We start from the raw sequence: 17,599 nt of genomic DNA, 5'->3' as shown, positions 1-17,599 counted from the left end.
GAGCTGGCGGCATGCGACGTGGCGTCTGGCGTGACCGGCTTCAGAACCTGGCGTTCCTGGGCGCCTTGCTTGCAGCAGCTGCGTGGACCGGTTGGCTGGCACTGCGTGAGCCGCGTGTGCGTACAGGCGCCGACGCGCAGCCGATCGCATCCGGCGTGCCGGACTACATCATCGAAAACCTGACCATGACACGCCTGTCCACCAGCGGCATGCTGTCCACGCAGTTTGTCGCGCCGCGGCTGACGCACTATCCAGCCGAAGACCGGGCCGTTGTTGAGTCTCCGCGCGTGGTCAGCATCGGCAAGCAGGCGGCGAGCACTCAGATCGCTTCGAAGACCGGTGAAGTGCTGCGCGGCGGCGAGGAAATTGTTCTGCTGGGCGACGTGGCCATCCAGCGCGACTTGCCCGCGGCACCCGGCGCTCGAGCCCCCGATCCGCAGCGCCTCAGCACGCAGCGCCTGCACCTCTTTCCGGACACCGAAATCATGCGTACGTCGGAGCCGGTGTCGATCACCCAGGGGCCAAGAGTTGCCCTTGCGCGTGAAGGCATGCAGATCGATGGTGGCCAGCGCCACATCGAATTCACCGGACCGACGCGCATGACTGTGGAGGCATCACGATGAACGCTTTGCACCGCATTGCGCTGGGTTGTCTGTTCACCACACTGGTGGCGCTGCATGCACCGACCCATGCCGAGCGCGCGGATCGCAATCAGCGCACTGAACTGTCGTCGACAAAAGGCGCAGTCTGGGATGATCTCAAGCAGGTGCAGGTCTGGACTGGCGATGTCGAGCTGATCCGCGGCAGCACGCGGCTGGCCGGTGAGCGGCTGGAATTCCGGCAGGACCCGGATGGCTACCAATATGGATCGCTTGTCGGTGCCGCTGGCAAGCCGGCCAACTACCGCACCAAGCGTGATGGCCTGCCGGAATTGTTCGTGGGTCAGGCCGACCGGATCGAGTTTGACGGCAAGGCAGACACGATCATTCTGGTGGGCAATGCCGTGCTGCGCCGCACGGGCATGGACGGCGGTGTCCTTGACGAGATTCGTGGCGCCCGCATCGTCTACAACAACCAGCTCGAGACTTACGCGGTTGAGGGCGGCCAGCCCAGCGCGGGCAGTGACGGTCGTGTGCGCGCAACCCTTTCGCCGCGCGGTGCCACCGGGCCGGCGACGCAGCGTCAGACGACGACTCCTTCAGCGCCAACTTCAGCGCCGGGCGGCACGCCGCCGGAGAAGGGTCGGCCGTGAGCGAACTTGCGAGCGCCGTTGCATCCGCGGCCGCGCCGACCGTGGCGGCTACTGATCCGTCGGCCCTGCCGGCGTCCGAGCTCGTTGTTCGCGGACTGGCCAAGACCTACGGCAAGCGCCGGGTTGTACGCAATGCCTCACTGACCGTGCGAAGCGGTGAGGTGGTCGGGCTGCTCGGCCCGAACGGTGCTGGCAAGACTACGACCTTCTACATGGTGGTCGGGCTGGTCGCCACAGACGCTGGCGAGATCAGCATCGACGGTGTTTCACTGGCCAAGCTGCCGATGCATGAGCGCGCCAGACGCGGCTTGTCCTACCTGCCTCAGGAGGCATCGATCTTTCGTCGGCTTTCCGTGGAAGACAATGTCCGCGCGGTGCTGGAGTTGCAGAGCGACGAGCGTGGTCAGCCGCTCGGGCGTGCGGAAGTGGATCGGCGGCTGCAGGCACTTCTGGATGATCTGCAGATCAGCCATCTTGCCTCCAACATGGCGCTGAGTCTGTCCGGCGGTGAGCGGCGCCGTGTGGAGATCGCTCGTGCGTTGGCAACCTCACCGCGTTTCGTGCTGCTCGACGAGCCCTTCGCCGGCGTGGACCCGATCGCCGTGATCGAGATTCAGCGCATCTGTCGCTTCCTGAAGTCACGTGGCATCGGCGTGCTCATCACGGACCACAACGTCCGTGAGACCCTCGGCATCTGCGACCACGCCTACATCATCAGTGAAGGCCAGGTGATGGCCGAGGGCACGCCCGAGCAGATCGTGGCCAACGAGGACGTGCGCCGGGTCTATCTGGGCGAACACTTCCGCATGTAGGCGCGACCGCCGCGATCGCGCATGAAGCCCACCCTCGGTCTCAAGCTCTCCCAGAGTCTCACGCTTACGCCGCAGCTGCAGCAGTCCATCAAGCTGCTGCAGATGTCGACGCTCGAGCTGAACGAGGAGATCGATCGCGCACTCGATGACAACCCCTTGCTGGAGCGCCTGGACGACCCCCAGGGTGCGATGAGCATTTCCGTCAGCGGCTCGGGGCGCCTGCTTGAAAGCGGGCCGGCGCCGATGTCGGACGCCAAGCCTGGCAGCGAAGGCTCCACGGACGGGCCAGCGTCGGGCGAGTCCAATCTGGGTGGGGATGCGGGCGAGCCGGGCACGGACCTGTGGGGCGCGGACAGCGCCACAATGAGCTGGGGCAACCCCGGCGCGCCGGAGGACGATGATCGCGAAGGACAGCAGCTCAGCGACATGGGCGGCGGATTGCGCGAACATCTCCTGGAGCAGTTGGCCGCAACCCGCGTGGGTGCCAGTGATCGCGTGCTGGCCGCAGTCATCATCGATGCGCTGGACGACAACGGCTATCTGCTGGATGAGCCCGAAGAGCTGGTCGATGCGGCCTGCGCGCTGCTCGGGGAGGCCGATCGGATCGAAGTGCTGGACGACTTTCCCGCAGCGCTGAAGCTTGTGCAGAGCTTTGATCCGCCAGGCGTCGGTGCGCGCAGCGCGGCCGAATGCCTTGCGCTGCAGATCCTGCACTGCGATGCGAAGAGTCCGTTGCGCAAGCAGGACCGCAAGCTGGTTCAGCTGGCGCTTCACCTGGTACGCAACCATCTGCAGGCCGTGGCATCACGCGACTTCACGCGTCTGCGTCGTCTGCTGCGCGTGGATGACGAGGCGCTGCGCGCTGCGGTCAACATCATCAAGACGCTGGATCCGCATCCGGGCTCACGCTGGGCATCGAGCGCGGCCTCCCATGTGGTCCCGGATGTGCGCGTGATCAAGACGCGCGAAGGCTGGCAGGCGCAGCTCAACGCGTCGGTCATGCCGAAGCTCGCCGTCAACGAGGCCTACGCGCGCGTGCTCAAGGAGCAGCGCGGCAAGCTGGGCGAGGGTGGCGCTGCGCTGTCCGCGCGTCTTCAGGAAGCGCGCTGGATGATCAAGAACGTCGAGCAGCGCTTCGACACGATCCTGCGCGTGTCGCAGGCGATCGTCGAGCGGCAGAAGGCCTTCTTCACGCATGGCGAGGTGGCGATGCGACCGCTGGTGCTGCGCGAGATTGCCGACATTCTCGGTCTGCACGAATCGACGATCTCGCGCGTGACCACCCAAAAGTTCATGGCCACGCCTTTTGGCACCTTCGAGCTCAAGTACTTCTTCGGCTCCAGCCTGGCCACCGAAGCGGGCGGTACCGCTTCGTCTACAGCGATCCGGGCACTCATAAAGCAGCTGATCGCTGCCGAAAACACCAATGAGCCCCTGTCAGACAGCCGGATTGCTGAACTTCTGGCCGAGCAGGGCGTCGTAGTTGCACGGCGCACGGTTGCGAAGTACCGTGAAGCCATGAAAATTGCTCCAGTCAACCTGAGAAAGCATCTATGACCTCTTCGTGAAGCACCCGTGAACCCTTTGCCTAACTGCGGCATGGTTCAGCAGCGAAAGAAAGCACTGCTGGCGCGACATTTAGGTAAAGGGCTCGCGGCGGGTGGTTCCCCCGAGATGGAACCGTCTCCAAGGCGACGCCCCTCAAGCACGGTGCAAGTCCGATGCGGCGAGGTGGTGGCAGGCATAAGCCAGCGCAGCGTGATGCAGCGGTGAGCACCGGGTGTGCAAACCAGCATCGTTTTGGAGGTGCTTCATGAATCTGACAATCCGCGGCCATCATCTGGAAGTCACCGCAGCCATCCGTGAGTACGTGATGTCGAAGGTCGGGCGAATTCTCCGACACTTCGATCACGTGATAGACGTCACGGTGGTCCTAGCCGTGGAAAAGCTCAATCAGAAGGCCGAGATCACGCTACACGTGCGCGGCAAGGACATTCACTGCGAAGCCATCGATGCGGATCTCTATGCAGCCATCGATGCGGTCACTGACAAGCTTGATCGTCAGGTGCTTCGCCACAAAGACCGGGTGCAGAATCACACCCATGTGCCGATGAAGCGCATCGGCGAGTCGGCGTCTGCAAGGCTCTAGGCTCAACGTTCCCACAGACAAGGCCCGCTTGATGCGGGCCTTTTTGATTTCGCTGCATTGCGAAAGATGCACTGTCTGTGCCGCCGCGTGCCTGTTCCTGGCATGTCGCGAGAAACAGGCACTTCGTCAAGGTTTTCCATGGGCGTGACGGTCTTTGACCGCCGTTCAATGGGGTGCTGCCTATAATTTGCCGGCTTAGTTGCGGTGCAACATGAACCTGATCAGCCAAATTCTGCCCCTCGCCAATGTCGTGCTCGACATGGACGCGTCCAGCAAGAAGCGCGCGTTCGAACAAGTGGGTCTGCTGCTTGAGAACAATGCCGGCATCGCGCGCAGCGCGGTGTTCGACAGCCTGATCGCGCGCGAGCGCCTGGGCTCCACTGGTCTGGGCCAGGGCGTGGCGATCCCGCATGGCCGCATCAAGGGCCTGAAGGATCCGTTGGCGGTTTTCGTGCGCGTCACCCAGGCCATCCAGTTCGAGGCGCCGGACAACAAGCCGGTCGGCATTCTGGTGTTCCTGCTCGTGCCTGAGCATGCGAACCAGCATCACCTCGAGATTCTTTCCGAACTGGCGCAAATGCTTTCTGACCGCGAGTTCCGCGAGCGTCTGTCCACGCTGCCCACCGCCGAGGAAGTGCATCAGGCCTTTGTGCGTTGGGCGCCGGTGGCTTCGGCCGCCTGACTCTACCCACGCCGCCTCAGGCCTACTTCAAGGCAACCCCGCCCGCGTGCCTACCCTTCGGCTCCTGATCGACGAGACACGCGACGCGCTGGACCTGCGCGAAGTCGCTGGCCAGCGCGGACTGGCCAAGAGCCTGGCCGATGAGGTCATCGCCGCGGCCGATCTCGTCGGCCACCTCAACCTTGTGCACCCGCGCCGCATCCAGGTGATCGGCAGCGAAGAGGTTGAATACGTCGAGCAGATGCCGGCCACGCGCCGTGCGCATTTCATTCATGAGCTGGCGCTGAAGGAGCCGCCGGCCGTGATCGTGGCCGACGCGCTGGAGGCGCCGGCTGACATCCGCCAGGAGTGCGAGACCGCGGGCATCGCGCTGCTCGCCACGCATCGCAGCGCCGCCGATGTCATCGACTACCTGCGCGTCTACATCACCAAGCGCCTGGCACCCTCGTGCACCATGCACGGTGTCTTCATGGATGTGCTCGGCATGGGCGTGCTCATCACCGGCGAGTCCGGCCTGGGCAAGAGCGAACTGGCGCTGGAGCTCATCAGCCGTGGCCACGGGCTGGTGGCCGATGACGTGGTGGAGCTGCAGCGCGTCGCGGTGGACCGGATCGAAGGCCGCTGCCCGCCGCTGTTGGCCAATCTGCTGGAAGTGCGCGGCCTGGGTCTGCTGGACATCAAGGCCATCTTTGGTGAGACCGCCGTGCGCCGCAAGATGAAGCTTAAGCTCATCGTGCATCTGGTGCGCCGCTCCACCATGGAGCAGCAGTACGAACGCCTACCGCTGGAAAGCCAGACGCAGGACGTGCTCGGTATGCCGATCCGCAAGGTGATCATTCCCGTGGCGGCCGGCCGCAACCTTGCTGTGCTGCTCGAGGCTGCTGTGCGCAACACCATCCTGCAGCTGCGCGGCGTGGACACCATGAAGGAATTCATGGCCCGCCAGGAAGCCGCCATGCGTGCCGACTTCGGCGACGCGGCCGGCAGTGATGGCTCCGCATGAGCGGCATCCCTCCAGCGTCATCCCAAGCCCCGCAACCGGTCGCTGCTCCGCGCATCCACTGGGAGGACATGGCCGGCGAGCACGCTGCGCGCTGGCTGTCCGACGCGGGCAACCCGCCACCCGCGCGCGTGGTCCCGGTGGACGACACCCTGACGGCCGATGCCGCCTTCCGCCTCACAGGCGAGGGCACGGCACTGCTCTGGGGCAGCGACTATCACAATGCCCGCACGCTGCTGTCCGCCCTGACGCGACGGCTGGACAAGCGGGCCGCTGCGCCCAAGGCGAGCGCCAGCTCGAAGGCGGCAGCCGCGGATCTGACCCAGCAGTTCCACCGCTACCGCATGGCGCAGGCGCAGCGCACCAACCAGCTCGGCAAGCTGCTGGTGCCGATGAGCGCAGACCACCGCGTGCTGCTGCCTCGCGCGCCGGATGTGAGTGCGGCCTGCGATGCAGCCTGGGGCCCGGTGGGCGAAAGCTACGTGGTGTCGCTGCGCGAACTGCTGGGTGCCATCGGCGCCTGGGAGTGGCGCAAGCGCGGTGTGTCCATCGCCGCGCTGGGTGCGAGCATCCATCCGCACTATGGGGTGTTCTCTCCAGTGCGCGGCGAGTACATCGCGCTCGTGGCCAACACCCCGCTACCCGATGTGCTGGAGACAAAGCCGTTGGCCATGGATGTGGGCACCGGCACCGGCGTGCTGGCCGCAGTCCTTGCGCGCCGCGGCGTGCCGCACGTGCTCGCGACGGACCAGGACCCGCGTGCGCTGGCTTGCGCGCGGGAGAACATCGAGCGTCTGCAGCACGCCCGGCAGGTCGAGGTGCTGCAGGCCGATCTGTTTGCGCCTGGTCAGGCTGCGCTGGTCGTTTGCAATCCACCCTGGCTACCGGGCAAGCCGGCATCGCGTCTGGACCACGCCATCTACGACCCGGACAGCCGCATGCTGCGCAGCTTCATTGCCGGTCTGCGCGCGCATTTGGTGCCGGGTGGCGAGGGCTGGCTGATTCTTTCGGATCTTGCGGAACATCTGGGCCTGCGCAGTCGCGCGCAATTGCTGGGCTGGATTGAAGCGGCCGGTCTGCGGGTGCTCGAACGCATCGACACCCGTCCTGAGCATCCGCGCGCAGCCGACGCGAGCGATCCGCTGCACTCCGCCCGCGCTCAGGAAGTCACCTCGCTCTGGCGCTTGTCGGCGGCCTGAGCATTGGCCCACCGGCAAGCGTGCGGCTAGCCGGCTGCGCGCTCCTGAGCCGGCGGCAGCGCAAACACGCGCTCGGCCGCCACTGCGTAGATCCGGTCGGCGGCCGAGGCGCGCACCGGATGCATGCCCGTGAATTCGCCGAAGGCCGGCAGTACGCCGACGTGCTCGCCCATCCAGAAGCAGGGCAGGCGGGCCGCATCACCCGCTGCTGCAAGCCGCACGCAGGGGTGAAGGTGCCCGGCCAGCACGTAGTGATCGGGCTCCGGGTCCGGGTGGTGCTTGAGCGCAAGCTCGCCGACGATGAAGGGTTCGTCGACGATGCTGATGTTCAGCGTGGGCGGCGGGTCGCCGGCGTGGCTGTCGTGGTTGCCGCGCACCAGGGTCATGGCGCAGCTTGCGTGCGCGGCACGGAACCGCGCCAGCGTGTCCAGCGTGCCCTCGCTGTGCGATTCGCGGGCGTGCATGAAGTCACCGAGGAACACCAGCTGCTGCGCCTCAAGACGCTCAATCAGCATGCTCAGGGTCTGCAGGCTGCCGCCGGTGCTGCCGCGCGGCACCGGAATGCCGCGGGCGCGAAACACCGCGGCCTTGCCGAAATGCGGGTCCGCCACGAGCAGGGTCCGCGCGGCCGGCAGCCAGGCGGCCTTCTCCGGGAGCAGGTGCAGCGCGGTGTGGCCGGCCGACTTGATCGTGTGAACGGCGTACGTGGACATCGCCCGCGATTCTAGGCAGCGTGCGCAGGCCGGATCAGGCCCCGACAAGAAAAGCCAGAACGGCTCTGGAAGCCATTCTTCAGGCCAAAATGGCTGGGGAGCCGCACCAGACAAGCGGAAAGCAGTTCTGATCCGCATTGCCGCGGTCGCTTGCTTCCCCTAGAGTGCGCCCATGAACCTCAAGGATCTGCTTGAACTTGGCTCGTTTCTCGTGACCGTGATCGGTCTGCCCTTTGCGATTGCGGTGTTCTTCATCGAACAGCGCAAGGAGCGCGACAACGAGGACGAGGAGGCCTACCAGCTGCTCTCGGATGCCTACAACGAATTTCTGCAAGTGGTGCTGCAGAACCCGGATCTGAAACTGCGTACCGAGCGGCGCAATGACGAGCTGAACGACGAGCAGCTCGAGCGCCGCCGCATCATCTTCGAGATGCTGATTTCCCTGTTCGAGCGCGCCTACATCGTGGCTTGGGAGCCGGAGATGAGCGCCAATCAGCGTCGCCGCTGGGCCAGCTGGGAGGACTACATGCGCGAGTGGTGCCGCCGCGAGGACTTCGTCGCCCTGCTGCCGCAGCTGCTGCGCGGCGAGGACCCCGACTTTGCCGAGTACATCAAGGGCATTGCGCGCGAGGAGCTGCCGGGCTGGCTGGTGTAGTGGGACTCAGAGTTCAGCGTCGCGGCGGGCGAGGAACGTTGATGCCAGCGCAGCGATGACGATGCGGATGTCGGCCGGCAAGGCCTTCTCGTCCGGATGGAGCCACACGTGGCCATTGTTCACGAGCGAAACGGCCCCCACCGCCAGGTTGTCATACTCGAAGGCTACGCCGACCGTGGTGCTGAACGGAATGCGCAGGGCCTGACCGGGGCGGCGTGGATCCTCGATGGCAGTCAGTGCGCGCATGGAGATGCGCTTGCCATCTGCGTCTTCGGCCCAGCCGCTTTCGCCCTCGACGGCACCGATCGGCATGAACTCGGAGCCTTCGGCGATCATCAGGAAGCGCCAGCTGGCTGCGGGGGTGTCCTCACCGCGCAGCACATCGATCGTGCCCGCGAACGAGGCCTCGGCGTGCAACACGCGGGTACTGGTGGTCTCCTTGCCGAAGAGCTTGGAGACGCTCACCCGCTCCTGTGTGTCGAGCCGATCGACTGCAGTCACCCGCGCGCTCAGCCCTGCCGGGCCGTTCTGCGTGAAGCGCATGTCCACGCGCTTGCTGCGCCGCTGCGGCGTGCCGGTTTCCATCCAGTCCAGCAGATCAACCCGCCAACAGCCGCGGTTGCAGTCGCTGCGCACGCGCTCGTTGCTCGTGATCTTGCGCGCTGACGTGGAGAACTCGCCGAAGCGCAGTGCCTTCTTGTCGGGCATCCAGCCATAGCGGCCGGTCACGGACCAGCCGGGCGTGGTCTGCTGCAGTTCACCTGGCGGGATGGCTTTCAGGTCGCGGGCGTGGGCAGGGGGAGCCAGGCAGAGCGTGGCGGTGATCAGGGCGTGGAGAAGCAGGGTGCGCATGGGATGGAGCGTAGCGAATGCGCTGAGGCATGGCATAGCACCGATGTCCGCGGCGCTGGACGGCAAAATGGCGGGCATCGAGCCCGCCATTTTGCTTGCGTGGCGCTGCTGACGGGGATCGGCTTTGCGCTTCGAGCGCAAAGCCGATCCGCAGCAACTCCGCTGGTCGATCCCCGGCGCTGCGCGCCAGAGCCCCTCGCCCGACGCTTCGTTACTGCCCCTGCCCCAGCGCGAAGCCTTGCTCGCCGTCACGTCAGCCGGGGTTTCGCGCAGCACCGCTGCGCGCCGGGTGGCGCGGGGTGCGCTTGCAAGCGCATCCCGCTTTCGACGGCACTTACTGACCCTGGCCGAGTGCGAAGCCTTGCTCGCCGTCGAACGTGCACAGGTTCTCGGTCTTGATCACATCCACGCCGCCCTCAGTCACGCTGGCCAGCAGCGTGATGATGTCCTTGTGGCTGATATTCGCGCCGGCATCGCGGGCCACGAAGCGGCAGCGCCAGTGGTCGGTGCAGAAGGTTTCGGGGAAGCCGCCGGGCCAGACCTTCACGCCGCGGTTGGTGATCATCTGCAGCTTGAGCGCACCGGTGGATAGCGTGGTCAGCCGCCCTGCGAGGAAATCCGGCGTGCAGCCGGCCTCGTGCACGAACACGTCCACGCCGACCATCTCCTTCTTGGCGGCGGGCTTGCGGGTGTACAGGGGCTTCGGTGCAGCGGCAGGCGCTTGCGCGGGGTTCTTGTAGGTCACGGCCTTGAAGTGCTGGGGCAGCTGGCCCAGGCGCTCGACCACGGCCTGCGCGAACTCGTCCGTGCCGACCACGCGGCTGGTCTTCTCGCCCTTCAAGTCTGCGGTGTGGATGCCGTCTTCGATCGTGCGCAGCCACGCGTTGTGGATCTTCTGCGCGATATCGGCCTGGCGGATGTGCACCAGCATCATCACGGCGCCCAGCAGCAGGCCGCTGGGGTTGGCCACGCCCTTGCCGGCGATGTCCGGTGCGCTGCCGTGGATGGCCTCGAACATGGCCACGTGCTCGCCGATGTTGGCGCTGCCGGCCAGGCCCACGCTGCCGGTGATCTCGGCGGCGATGTCGCTGATGATGTCGCCATACAGGTTGGGCGTGACGATCACGTCGAAGCGCTCGGGGTGCGTGGCAATGCGCGCGCTGCCGATGTCGATGATGAAGCGCTCCTGCCCAATGTCCGGGTACTCCGCACCGATCTCCTGGAACACCTTGTAGAAGAGACCGTCGGTCATCTTCATGATGTTGTCCTTGACCATGCAGGTGACCTTCCTGCGGCCATGGCTGCGCGCGTATTCGAAGGCGTAGCGGATGATCTTCTCGCAGCCGGGGCGCGTGATGAGCTTCAGGCACTGGAAGACTTCATCGGTCTGGCGGTGCTCGATGCCGGCGTAGAGGTCTTCCTCGTTCTCGCGCACGATCACCACATCCATCTTGTCGTGCGGTGTATCCACGAAAGGTGCGTAGCTCACGCAGGGGCGCACGTTGGCATACAGGCCCAGGGTCTTGCGCACGGTCACGTTCAGGCTCTTGTAGCCGCCGCCCGAGGGCGTGGTGATCGGTGCCTTCAGAAACACCTTGGTGCGGCGCAGGCTGTCCCAGGCTTCGGGCGCGATGCCGGCGCTGTTGCCCGAGAGGTAGACCTTCTCGCCGATCTCGATTACTTGCGGGGCAATCCGCGCGCCCGCGGCTTCCAGGATGCGCAGCGTGGCGCCCATGATCTCGGGGCCGATGCCGTCGCCCAGCGCGACGGTGACGGGCACCTTCTCGGTGCTGGCTGCTGCGGCGCCTTCGCTTTTGGCGGGGGCGTTCATCAGGCGTTCGATCAGATCCAGGGCTTCACTTTTCATGATGTGCAACAACCTTGTGGGATGAGGTGTTCGCACTCTACGGAAGCTGCTTCAATAAGAAAAATACTTAGTTTTCATGCTGAACATAGCTTTGAAGCTATGAATCGGCAGTGCCGAGCTGAATTGCGCCGTCAACCGGCCGAGTTCGCTGTCCTCAGAACGTTTTCATGACTGCGCCCACCCTCTCGCGCCTGCAGCGCGTCACACCGCAGCAACTGCGCGCCTTCGAGGCCGCCGCACGCCTGCTGTCCGTCACCCAGGCCGCGCAGGAGCTGCATGTCAGCCAGCCGACCGTCTCCGTGCAGCTGCGCGAGCTGGCCGCCACTGTGGGCGAACCCTTGTTCGAGACCGTCGGCCGGCGCATCCGACTCACGCAGGCTGGAGAGGTGCTGCAGCAGACGGTGGGCGAGCTGGCCGGTTGCTGGCAGCGCTTTGAGTCCCGTCTGGCGGAGATTCACGGGCTGGTGAGTGGCCGCTTACGGATTGCCGCAGTGACTACGGCGGAGTACTTCGTGCCCGATCTGCTCGGCCCCTTTGCCGCTGCCCACCCCGGCGTGGAGATCGAACTGGCCGTGGAGAACCGCGACCGCGTGGTTGAGCGCCTGACCCGCAGCGCAGACGATCTGGCCGTGATGATGATGCTGCCCACGGACCTGCCGCTAGAGCGTCTGGTGTTTCAGGACAACCCGCTGGTCATCGTCGCCCCCGCCCACCATCCGCTGGCCGGGCGCCGTATTCAATTGGAGGCACTGGCTGGCGAGCGCTGGCTGATGCGCGAGCCCGGCAGCGGCACCCGCATGGCCGCGGAGCAGCACTTTGCGCTGGCCGGCTTTGCGCCCAGGGTGGCCATGAGCCTGGGCAGCAATGAAGCCATCAAGCACGCCGTGGCAGCCGGCTTGGGGCTGGCGGTGTTGTCGCGCCTGGCAGTCAGCTCGGGCTGGGGTGTGGGTACGGCGGATGCCGTTTCAGCCAGCCGGGCTGCGGCGGCGGAGCCTGCAGACGCAAGGGCAGCGCAAACGCTTGAGCAGACTGTGCCGCCGTCCACGCACGCCGAGCCGGGCGGCGGGCCCCTGGTGGTTCTGGACGTGGCGGGCTTTCCGATTCCGCGGCGCTGGTCCGTCGTGTGGCGCAAGGATCAGCCGCTGTCCGCGGCAGCACGTGAGTTCTTGCGCTACCTGCAGGCGCCGCAGCATGCCGCGCCGCGCGCTCAGGTCGCAGACCAGATTTGACAATTTCGGACAGAAATAATGAGCATGGAAAGCATGCGGAAACGCTCATTTGGCTTGCGGAAAGTCGGCTTTATCCACAATAAAAAGTAACTAATTCGGCCAAAAATCATGTTTGCGCTCCCTTCGCGGAGCTGCCACCGTCCCTCGCCGCACAGCGGTCCGGGCGCGCACCGTGAACTGTCATGCAATGAAATAGACCCCCGTAAACGACGCATATCCGTGGATCGACCGAGACCAATTGCGCTGAGCATGCAGTTGTCCACACCGCTTCGTCGCCGATGACGACCGCCCGTGGCACATCGACACTCAGCACGCAACTGTGTCCCTGGGAGGGATCCGTGAACGCAACTCAAACAATGGGCGCTGCCTCAGCAGCAGCCCGCACACACACACTGACCGAAGTGCACGGCGCGATGGCACCGGGCATCCGGATGTTCCGCAATCTGCGCTTCAAGGCCAAAGCCTGGATCATCACGGCGGTCTTCGTTGCGCCCCTGCTGCTCACTCTGTACGCCTACATCGAGAAGGAGTGGGCTGACATCACGTTCACGCGCGATGAAATGGCAGGCGCGGCATTGGTGCAGGAGGTCTACCCCCTGCTGCAGACCCTGCAGGCCCATCGCGGTCTGAGCACCGCGGCGCTGAGCGGTGACGCAGCCGCCAGGGCGCGCATGGACGAGGCCGGCACCAAGGTCACCAAAGCCTTGGCCCAGCTCAAGGCGGCCGATGCGGCCCATGGTGCGCCCACCGGCACCAAGCCGGACTTCAAGAAGCTCGAAGCCGCAGTGAGCGGGCTGATCAGCGGATGGGCAGCTATCGCGGACGCCAAGACCAACTTCGCCAGCCACACCCAGCTCATCAACGAACTGCTGACCTACGTGGAGACCGTGGGCGACAAGTCCGGCCTCGTGCTCGATCCGGATCTGGACTCCTATTACATGATGGTGACCTCGGTCGGTCTGGGTCCGATCATGCTGGAGGACTCCGCGTGGCTGCGCGGCACCGGCCGCAAGATCCTCGTGGACGGCCTCATCACACCGGAACAGCGTCTGGCGATCGAGCGCCGCTTGGTGCGTCTGCAGATGAACATCGAGGCGGTGAACCATGGTCTGGAGCGGGCTTACGCCTACAACCCGAGCCTCAAGTCCACCGGCGCACTGGAAGGCCTGAACGCTGCACGCGAGATGGAAAAGCTGGTACGTGCCGCGCTGCTGGGCGACAGCCTGAACGGCACGCCGGAAAGCTACTTTGACGCAACGACCGCGCAGATCGACGCGCAGTTTGCAAAATTTTCCAAAGCCCATGATGCGCTGGAAGCCTTGCTCCAGGCCCGTTATGACGCCCTGCAGTCCCATATGGCATGGATTCTGGCTGTCGTCGGCGCCTGTCTGCTGCTGGCGGGCTACTTCTTCTACGCCTTCTCACTGGTGGAGAACGGCGGCATCCGATATCTGGGCAAGCACATCAAGGCCCTGGCCGTGGGCGATCTGACCACCCCGCAGTCCGTCTGGGGCCGGGACGAAATCGGCTATTCGCTCAATCGCCTGTTCGAGTCCATCCAGGGCCTGAAGACGACGCTGGCCGCCATCCAGCAGAACGCCGATGCGGTGAGCCTGTCCAGCCGCGAGATTGCCGCGGGCAATCATGACCTGTCGGCCCGCACCGAAAAGAACGCCTCGGCGCTGGAGGAGGCCAGTGCCGGCATGGATCAGCTGCACGAACTCGTCGAGCGCAACCTGAACAGCGTGCGCGAGGCCGAGCGCCTGATGGCCCGCCTGTCCGAAGCGGCCGAAGCCAGCGGCCACAACGTCTCGGCCGTGGTGCAGCGCATGAGCGCCATCCAGGCCAAGAGCAAGCAGATCGGCGAGATCGTCGGCATGATCGACGGCATCAGCTTCCAGACCAACATCCTCGCGTTGAACGCCAGTGTGGAAGCTGCCCGTGCGGGCGAGGCCGGGCGTGGCTTTGCCGTGGTGGCCCAGGAAGTGCGCAGCCTCGCGCAGCGCGCCGCCGAGGCCGCCAAGCAGATCAACACCATCGTCAGTGCCAACACCGAAGAGATCGAGGCCGGGACTCAACAGGTGAATGCCGCAGGCAACACCATGCAGGAGATGGTCGATTCCGTACGCAAGACCAGCGTGGTGATCCAGGACATCACCCGCGCCAGCGGCGAACAGAGCACCGGGGTCGCCGAGATGAACAAGGCCGTGCGTGATCTCACGCAAAGCCAGCAGGCCAACGCCGCGCTGGTCGAGGAGATTGCGGCGTCGGCCAGCCAGCTGCAGAACAGCGGCGAGGCCCTGCGTGACGCGGCTGCCGTGTTCAAGCTCTAGTACCTGCCAGACCCAATCAAGCTCCTGCGCAGTGCAGCCGCGCATGGCCCGTCGTGTGCATCGATGCACGGCGGCACGCGCACCTGCTGTTTGGAGCGCGCTCGCATCGTGTCGGCTTGCATGAATTGAGCGGCTTTTGTCCTGCTGATCGAGCACTGGTACTGCGCACGCAGTCGCAATACTCGTCAGTAGTTCAGTCGATCTCGCGCCGCGCGGTGTAGTCCTCGCCACGGCGTGCCTTCCTCTCTTTCGGGGGCTTTCATGCAAGCACAGTCGTCAGTCCGTGTCGAACCCTCTTCCTCGCGTGCGTCGGCGGCGCCCACGAGCCGCACCGGCGGCTTCTTTGCGCACCATGGCGTGATGGCGCCGGGCGTGCGGGTGATGCGCTCGATGAAGTTCGTGGCCAAGTCCATGATCGTGTCGATCGCGTTCCTGATTCCGGTGCTGGTGCTGTCGGTGCTGTTCTTCCGTGGCATGAGTGCCCAGATCGATTTCAGCAGCCAGGAGCGGCTGGGCGTGCAGGTGATCCGTCCCGCCTTCAAGCTGATGGACGCCCTGCATGACCACCGCTCTCTCAGTACGGCCTTCCTGAATGGTGACCGCAGCCTGGAGGACCGGGTCAAGGATGCAGGCACGCGCGTGGATGCGGCGCTCAAGGCGGTGGTCGCTGCGGAGGCGGGTACCTCGAACAAGCTGGACGCATCCAGGCAGACCGCCGATCTGGTCAGCGCCGTCAGTGCCTTGCGTCAGGGCTGGCAGGGCACCAACCCTGCAGACAACTTCAAGGCACATACCGCCGTGGTGCAGAAGCTGCTGGAGTACATGGAACATCTGTCCATCACCTCGAATCTGGTGTTGGACCCCGATCCGGACTCCTTTTATGTGATGGATCTGTCGGTGGCCAAGGCACCGCTATTCCTTGAGCGCGCCAGCTGGCTGCGCGGCACGGGCCGCCGCATTCTGGCGGCCGGCAGCATCACGCCCGACGAGCGTAATGAGGTGCTGGAACGGGCCACAGAGGTGCGCCTGAGCGTGGACGGCATCCGCGCTGCAGCGGCCCAGGCCATCAAGGCCAACCCGTCCCTGAAGGCGACCTTGAGCGTGGATGAAGCGCTGGAGGCAGGAAGGTCGTACAGCGAGCTAGTCACAAAGACCTTCCGTGCAGACACCCCCCAGGGCGATCCGCAGGCCTACTGGGACAGCGCGACCAAGACCCTGAAGCTGCAGTTCGAGAAAGTGGACCGTGCACTGACTGTGCTTGACGAGCTGCTGGCTGCGCGAATTGCAGGCTTTGAAAGCAAGCGCACCTTCGCCATTGCGGTCATTGTTGGCTGCCTCGGTCTCGCGGCGTACCTGCTCTATGCCTTCTACCTGGTGACAGGCGGCGGCATGCGCCATCTGGGCGCCTACGTGGACCGAATGGCACGCAATGACCTGACCCAGCAGCCGCGCAGCTGGGGCAATGACGAAATTGCAGAGTCCCTGAACGCACTGGGCTTGTCGATGCAGTCCATGCGCGAGGCGCTGCGCGTGATCCAAGACTCCTCGGAGTCCGTGTCCGTGGCTTCGCGCGAGATCGCCAAGGGCAACCAGGATCTGTCTTCCCGTACCGAGGAAGCGGCAGCAGCCATCGAGCAGACCACCTCGACCGTGGAGACCCTGAAGGAAGGCATTTCCGCCAGTGCGGCAGACCTCAAGCAGGCGGCACAACGCGTGACCCAGGCCCGAGAGCAGTCCGAAGTGGCTGGCACGCAGATGCAGGACGTGCGCGAGAGCATGGCCCGCATTGCAGAGGCCAGCGCCAAGATTTCGGAGTTCGTCAGCATGATTGACGGCATCGCCTTCCAGACCAACATCCTTGCGCTCAACGCCAGCGTGGAAGCGGCCCGCGCCGGCGAAGCCGGGCGCGGCTTCGCAGTCGTGGCCCAGGAGGTGCGTACCCTGGCGCAGCGCTCTGCAGAAGCGGCGCGCGAGATCAAGCAGATCGTGCAGACGAGCACCGAGCATGTGGCCCAGGGCAACAAGCGCGCCGAGGCTGCAGCCGTGGGCGTGGCCGCCAATGTGGACTCCGTGCGCGAGATCAGCGGCATGATCACCGCGCTGGCTGATCGCATTCAGTCGCAGGGCGCCAGCGTGACCGAAGTCTTCGGGGCGATCTCGGACCTGAACAACGTGCAGCAGGGCAACGCTGCACTGGTCGAGGAGATCGCAGCCGCCTCAAGGCAGCTCGAACAGAACGGCATGCAGCTGCACGAAGCCGCGGTGGCCTTCAAGCTCTAGCGCATGTGCGCTGCGTGGGGCGACGCGTGCGTCGGGACTGCGGCCGCCCGGTGGGGTTCCGCAGTCTGATGCACGCTTCCAGAGACAAAGCAATCTGGGTAGAGCGCCCCACCCACTTCACAGTTGTTAACTGGCCGGCGTAGGCCTTGGGGCGAACAATGACGTTCGGGACAGGTCTGCTCAGCATGACCAAACGTCAACACACCCTGCCCCAGGCGGCTTGCCCATCCGGCTCGGCCGCATCCTCTGGAAAGCCCCCGATGCATGCCTTGCAACCCGCCTCCGTTCGCGGCGCTCACCCGATCGCGCCGCTCATGACCGCGCCCTTTCAACACGAACCCTCTGCCGCCGGCTGCGCCATAGGCGCCCTGATGCACGCCTACCTCGGCCCAGCCGTGAACGCCACCGCCGTGGCCCTGCGCTGGGACCAGCTCATGGGCGCCGAGCAGGACTCCGGCCGCGCCAATGACGCGATCGTTGCGGAGCTGGCCTGGAACCATCCGCACCGCCACTGGATCCGCCTGGCTCTGGCCGACGCGATCACCTGCCTGCAGCGCAGCGCAGCTGCGGACTGAA

The 17,599-nt window shown here is 65.3% G+C and carries 15 protein-coding genes and 1 pseudogene; 13 read left to right on the top strand and 3 right to left on the bottom strand.

Annotation, left to right across the window (positions count from 1 at the left end; genetic code table 11):
* Positions 1-11 precede the first annotated feature (11 nt).
* The 8 genes from lptC (at position 12) to ACMDW7_RS15225 (ending at position 7,094) form a co-directional block, all read left to right on the top strand.
* Positions 12-623, top strand: a complete 612-nt coding sequence (lptC, locus tag ACMDW7_RS15260; protein ID WP_377302914.1) for an LPS export ABC transporter periplasmic protein LptC — start codon at positions 12-14, stop codon at positions 621-623.
* Complete coding sequence (gene lptA / locus ACMDW7_RS15255; protein ID WP_377302916.1) at positions 620-1,252, top strand: lipopolysaccharide transport periplasmic protein LptA; 633 nt, start codon at positions 620-622, stop codon at positions 1,250-1,252. The genes lptC and lptA overlap by 4 nt, the downstream gene beginning before the upstream one ends.
* Positions 1,253-1,293: 41 nt before the next feature.
* A complete protein-coding gene (gene lptB / locus ACMDW7_RS15250; protein ID WP_377304236.1) occupies positions 1,294-2,064 on the top strand; it encodes an LPS export ABC transporter ATP-binding protein in 771 nt (256 codons plus the stop codon).
* Positions 2,065-2,085: 21 nt separating this feature from the next.
* Entirely contained in the window at positions 2,086-3,621 is a 1,536-nt protein-coding gene (locus tag ACMDW7_RS15245; RefSeq protein WP_377302918.1) for an RNA polymerase factor sigma-54, read from the top strand.
* A 256-nt stretch (positions 3,622-3,877) separates the two neighbouring features.
* Entirely contained in the window at positions 3,878-4,213 is a 336-nt protein-coding gene (gene hpf, locus ACMDW7_RS15240) for a ribosome hibernation-promoting factor, HPF/YfiA family (protein ID WP_377302920.1), read from the top strand.
* A gap of 211 nt (positions 4,214-4,424) precedes the next feature.
* Positions 4,425-4,895 carry a PTS sugar transporter subunit IIA gene (locus ACMDW7_RS15235; RefSeq protein WP_054126232.1) on the top strand — a complete coding sequence of 157 codons (471 nt, stop codon included), beginning with the start codon at positions 4,425-4,427 and terminating at the stop codon, positions 4,893-4,895.
* Between the two features lie 46 nt (positions 4,896-4,941).
* Positions 4,942-5,898 carry an HPr(Ser) kinase/phosphatase gene (hprK, locus tag ACMDW7_RS15230; RefSeq protein WP_377302922.1) on the top strand — a complete coding sequence of 319 codons (957 nt, stop codon included), beginning with the start codon at positions 4,942-4,944 and terminating at the stop codon, positions 5,896-5,898.
* Positions 5,895-7,094 carry a methyltransferase gene (locus ACMDW7_RS15225; RefSeq protein ID WP_377302924.1) on the top strand — a complete coding sequence of 400 codons (1,200 nt, stop codon included), beginning with the start codon at positions 5,895-5,897 and terminating at the stop codon, positions 7,092-7,094. The genes hprK and ACMDW7_RS15225 overlap by 4 nt, the downstream gene beginning before the upstream one ends.
* A gap of 26 nt (positions 7,095-7,120) precedes the next feature.
* On the opposite strand, the gene pdeM is transcribed toward ACMDW7_RS15225, so the two are convergent.
* Positions 7,121-7,807, bottom strand: a complete 687-nt coding sequence (pdeM, locus tag ACMDW7_RS15220) for a ligase-associated DNA damage response endonuclease PdeM (protein ID WP_377302926.1) — start codon at positions 7,805-7,807, stop codon at positions 7,121-7,123.
* A 172-nt stretch (positions 7,808-7,979) separates the two neighbouring features.
* On the opposite strand from pdeM, the gene ACMDW7_RS15215 reads away from it, so the two are divergent.
* A complete protein-coding gene (locus ACMDW7_RS15215) occupies positions 7,980-8,462 on the top strand; it encodes a hypothetical protein (RefSeq protein ID WP_377302927.1) in 483 nt (160 codons plus the stop codon).
* Between the two features lie 6 nt (positions 8,463-8,468).
* Here the strand turns inward: ACMDW7_RS15215 and ACMDW7_RS15210 are convergent, their stop codons facing one another.
* The gene (locus tag ACMDW7_RS15210; protein WP_377302929.1) at positions 8,469-9,314 is read right to left on the bottom strand and encodes a hypothetical protein; all 846 of its coding nucleotides are present in this window, start codon (positions 9,312-9,314) and stop codon (positions 8,469-8,471) included.
* A 334-nt stretch (positions 9,315-9,648) separates the two neighbouring features.
* On the bottom strand, positions 9,649-11,181 hold the full coding sequence (locus ACMDW7_RS15205) for an NADP-dependent isocitrate dehydrogenase (RefSeq protein ID WP_377302931.1): 1,533 nt from the start codon (positions 11,179-11,181) through the stop codon (positions 9,649-9,651).
* A gap of 167 nt (positions 11,182-11,348) precedes the next feature.
* Between ACMDW7_RS15205 and ACMDW7_RS15200 the strand changes: the two genes are divergently transcribed.
* The 4 genes and pseudogenes from ACMDW7_RS15200 (at position 11,349) to ACMDW7_RS15185 (ending at position 17,598) form a co-directional block, all read left to right on the top strand.
* Positions 11,349-12,410 (top strand): LysR family transcriptional regulator, encoded by a 1,062-nt coding sequence (locus ACMDW7_RS15200; protein ID WP_377302933.1) that lies wholly within the window; start codon positions 11,349-11,351, stop codon positions 12,408-12,410.
* Between the two features lie 338 nt (positions 12,411-12,748).
* Positions 12,749-14,743, top strand: coding sequence for a methyl-accepting chemotaxis protein (locus tag ACMDW7_RS15195; RefSeq protein ID WP_377302935.1), 1,995 nt, complete (start codon positions 12,749-12,751; stop codon positions 14,741-14,743).
* 261 nt (positions 14,744-15,004) lie between these two features.
* A pseudogene (locus tag ACMDW7_RS15190) lies at positions 15,005-16,858 on the top strand (methyl-accepting chemotaxis protein); the annotation flags it as partial.
* A gap of 479 nt (positions 16,859-17,337) precedes the next feature.
* Complete coding sequence (locus ACMDW7_RS15185) at positions 17,338-17,598, top strand: hypothetical protein (protein ID WP_377302937.1); 261 nt, start codon at positions 17,338-17,340, stop codon at positions 17,596-17,598.
* Position 17,599: the final 1 nt, after the last annotated feature.

It is taken from the genome of Piscinibacterium candidicorallinum (genome assembly GCF_047549485.1).
Classification (GTDB): Bacteria; Pseudomonadota; Gammaproteobacteria; order Burkholderiales; family Burkholderiaceae_C; genus Piscinibacterium; species Piscinibacterium candidicorallinum.
Note: the sequence above shows the minus strand (reverse complement) of the source record. Positions and strands in the feature narration are given on the sequence as shown.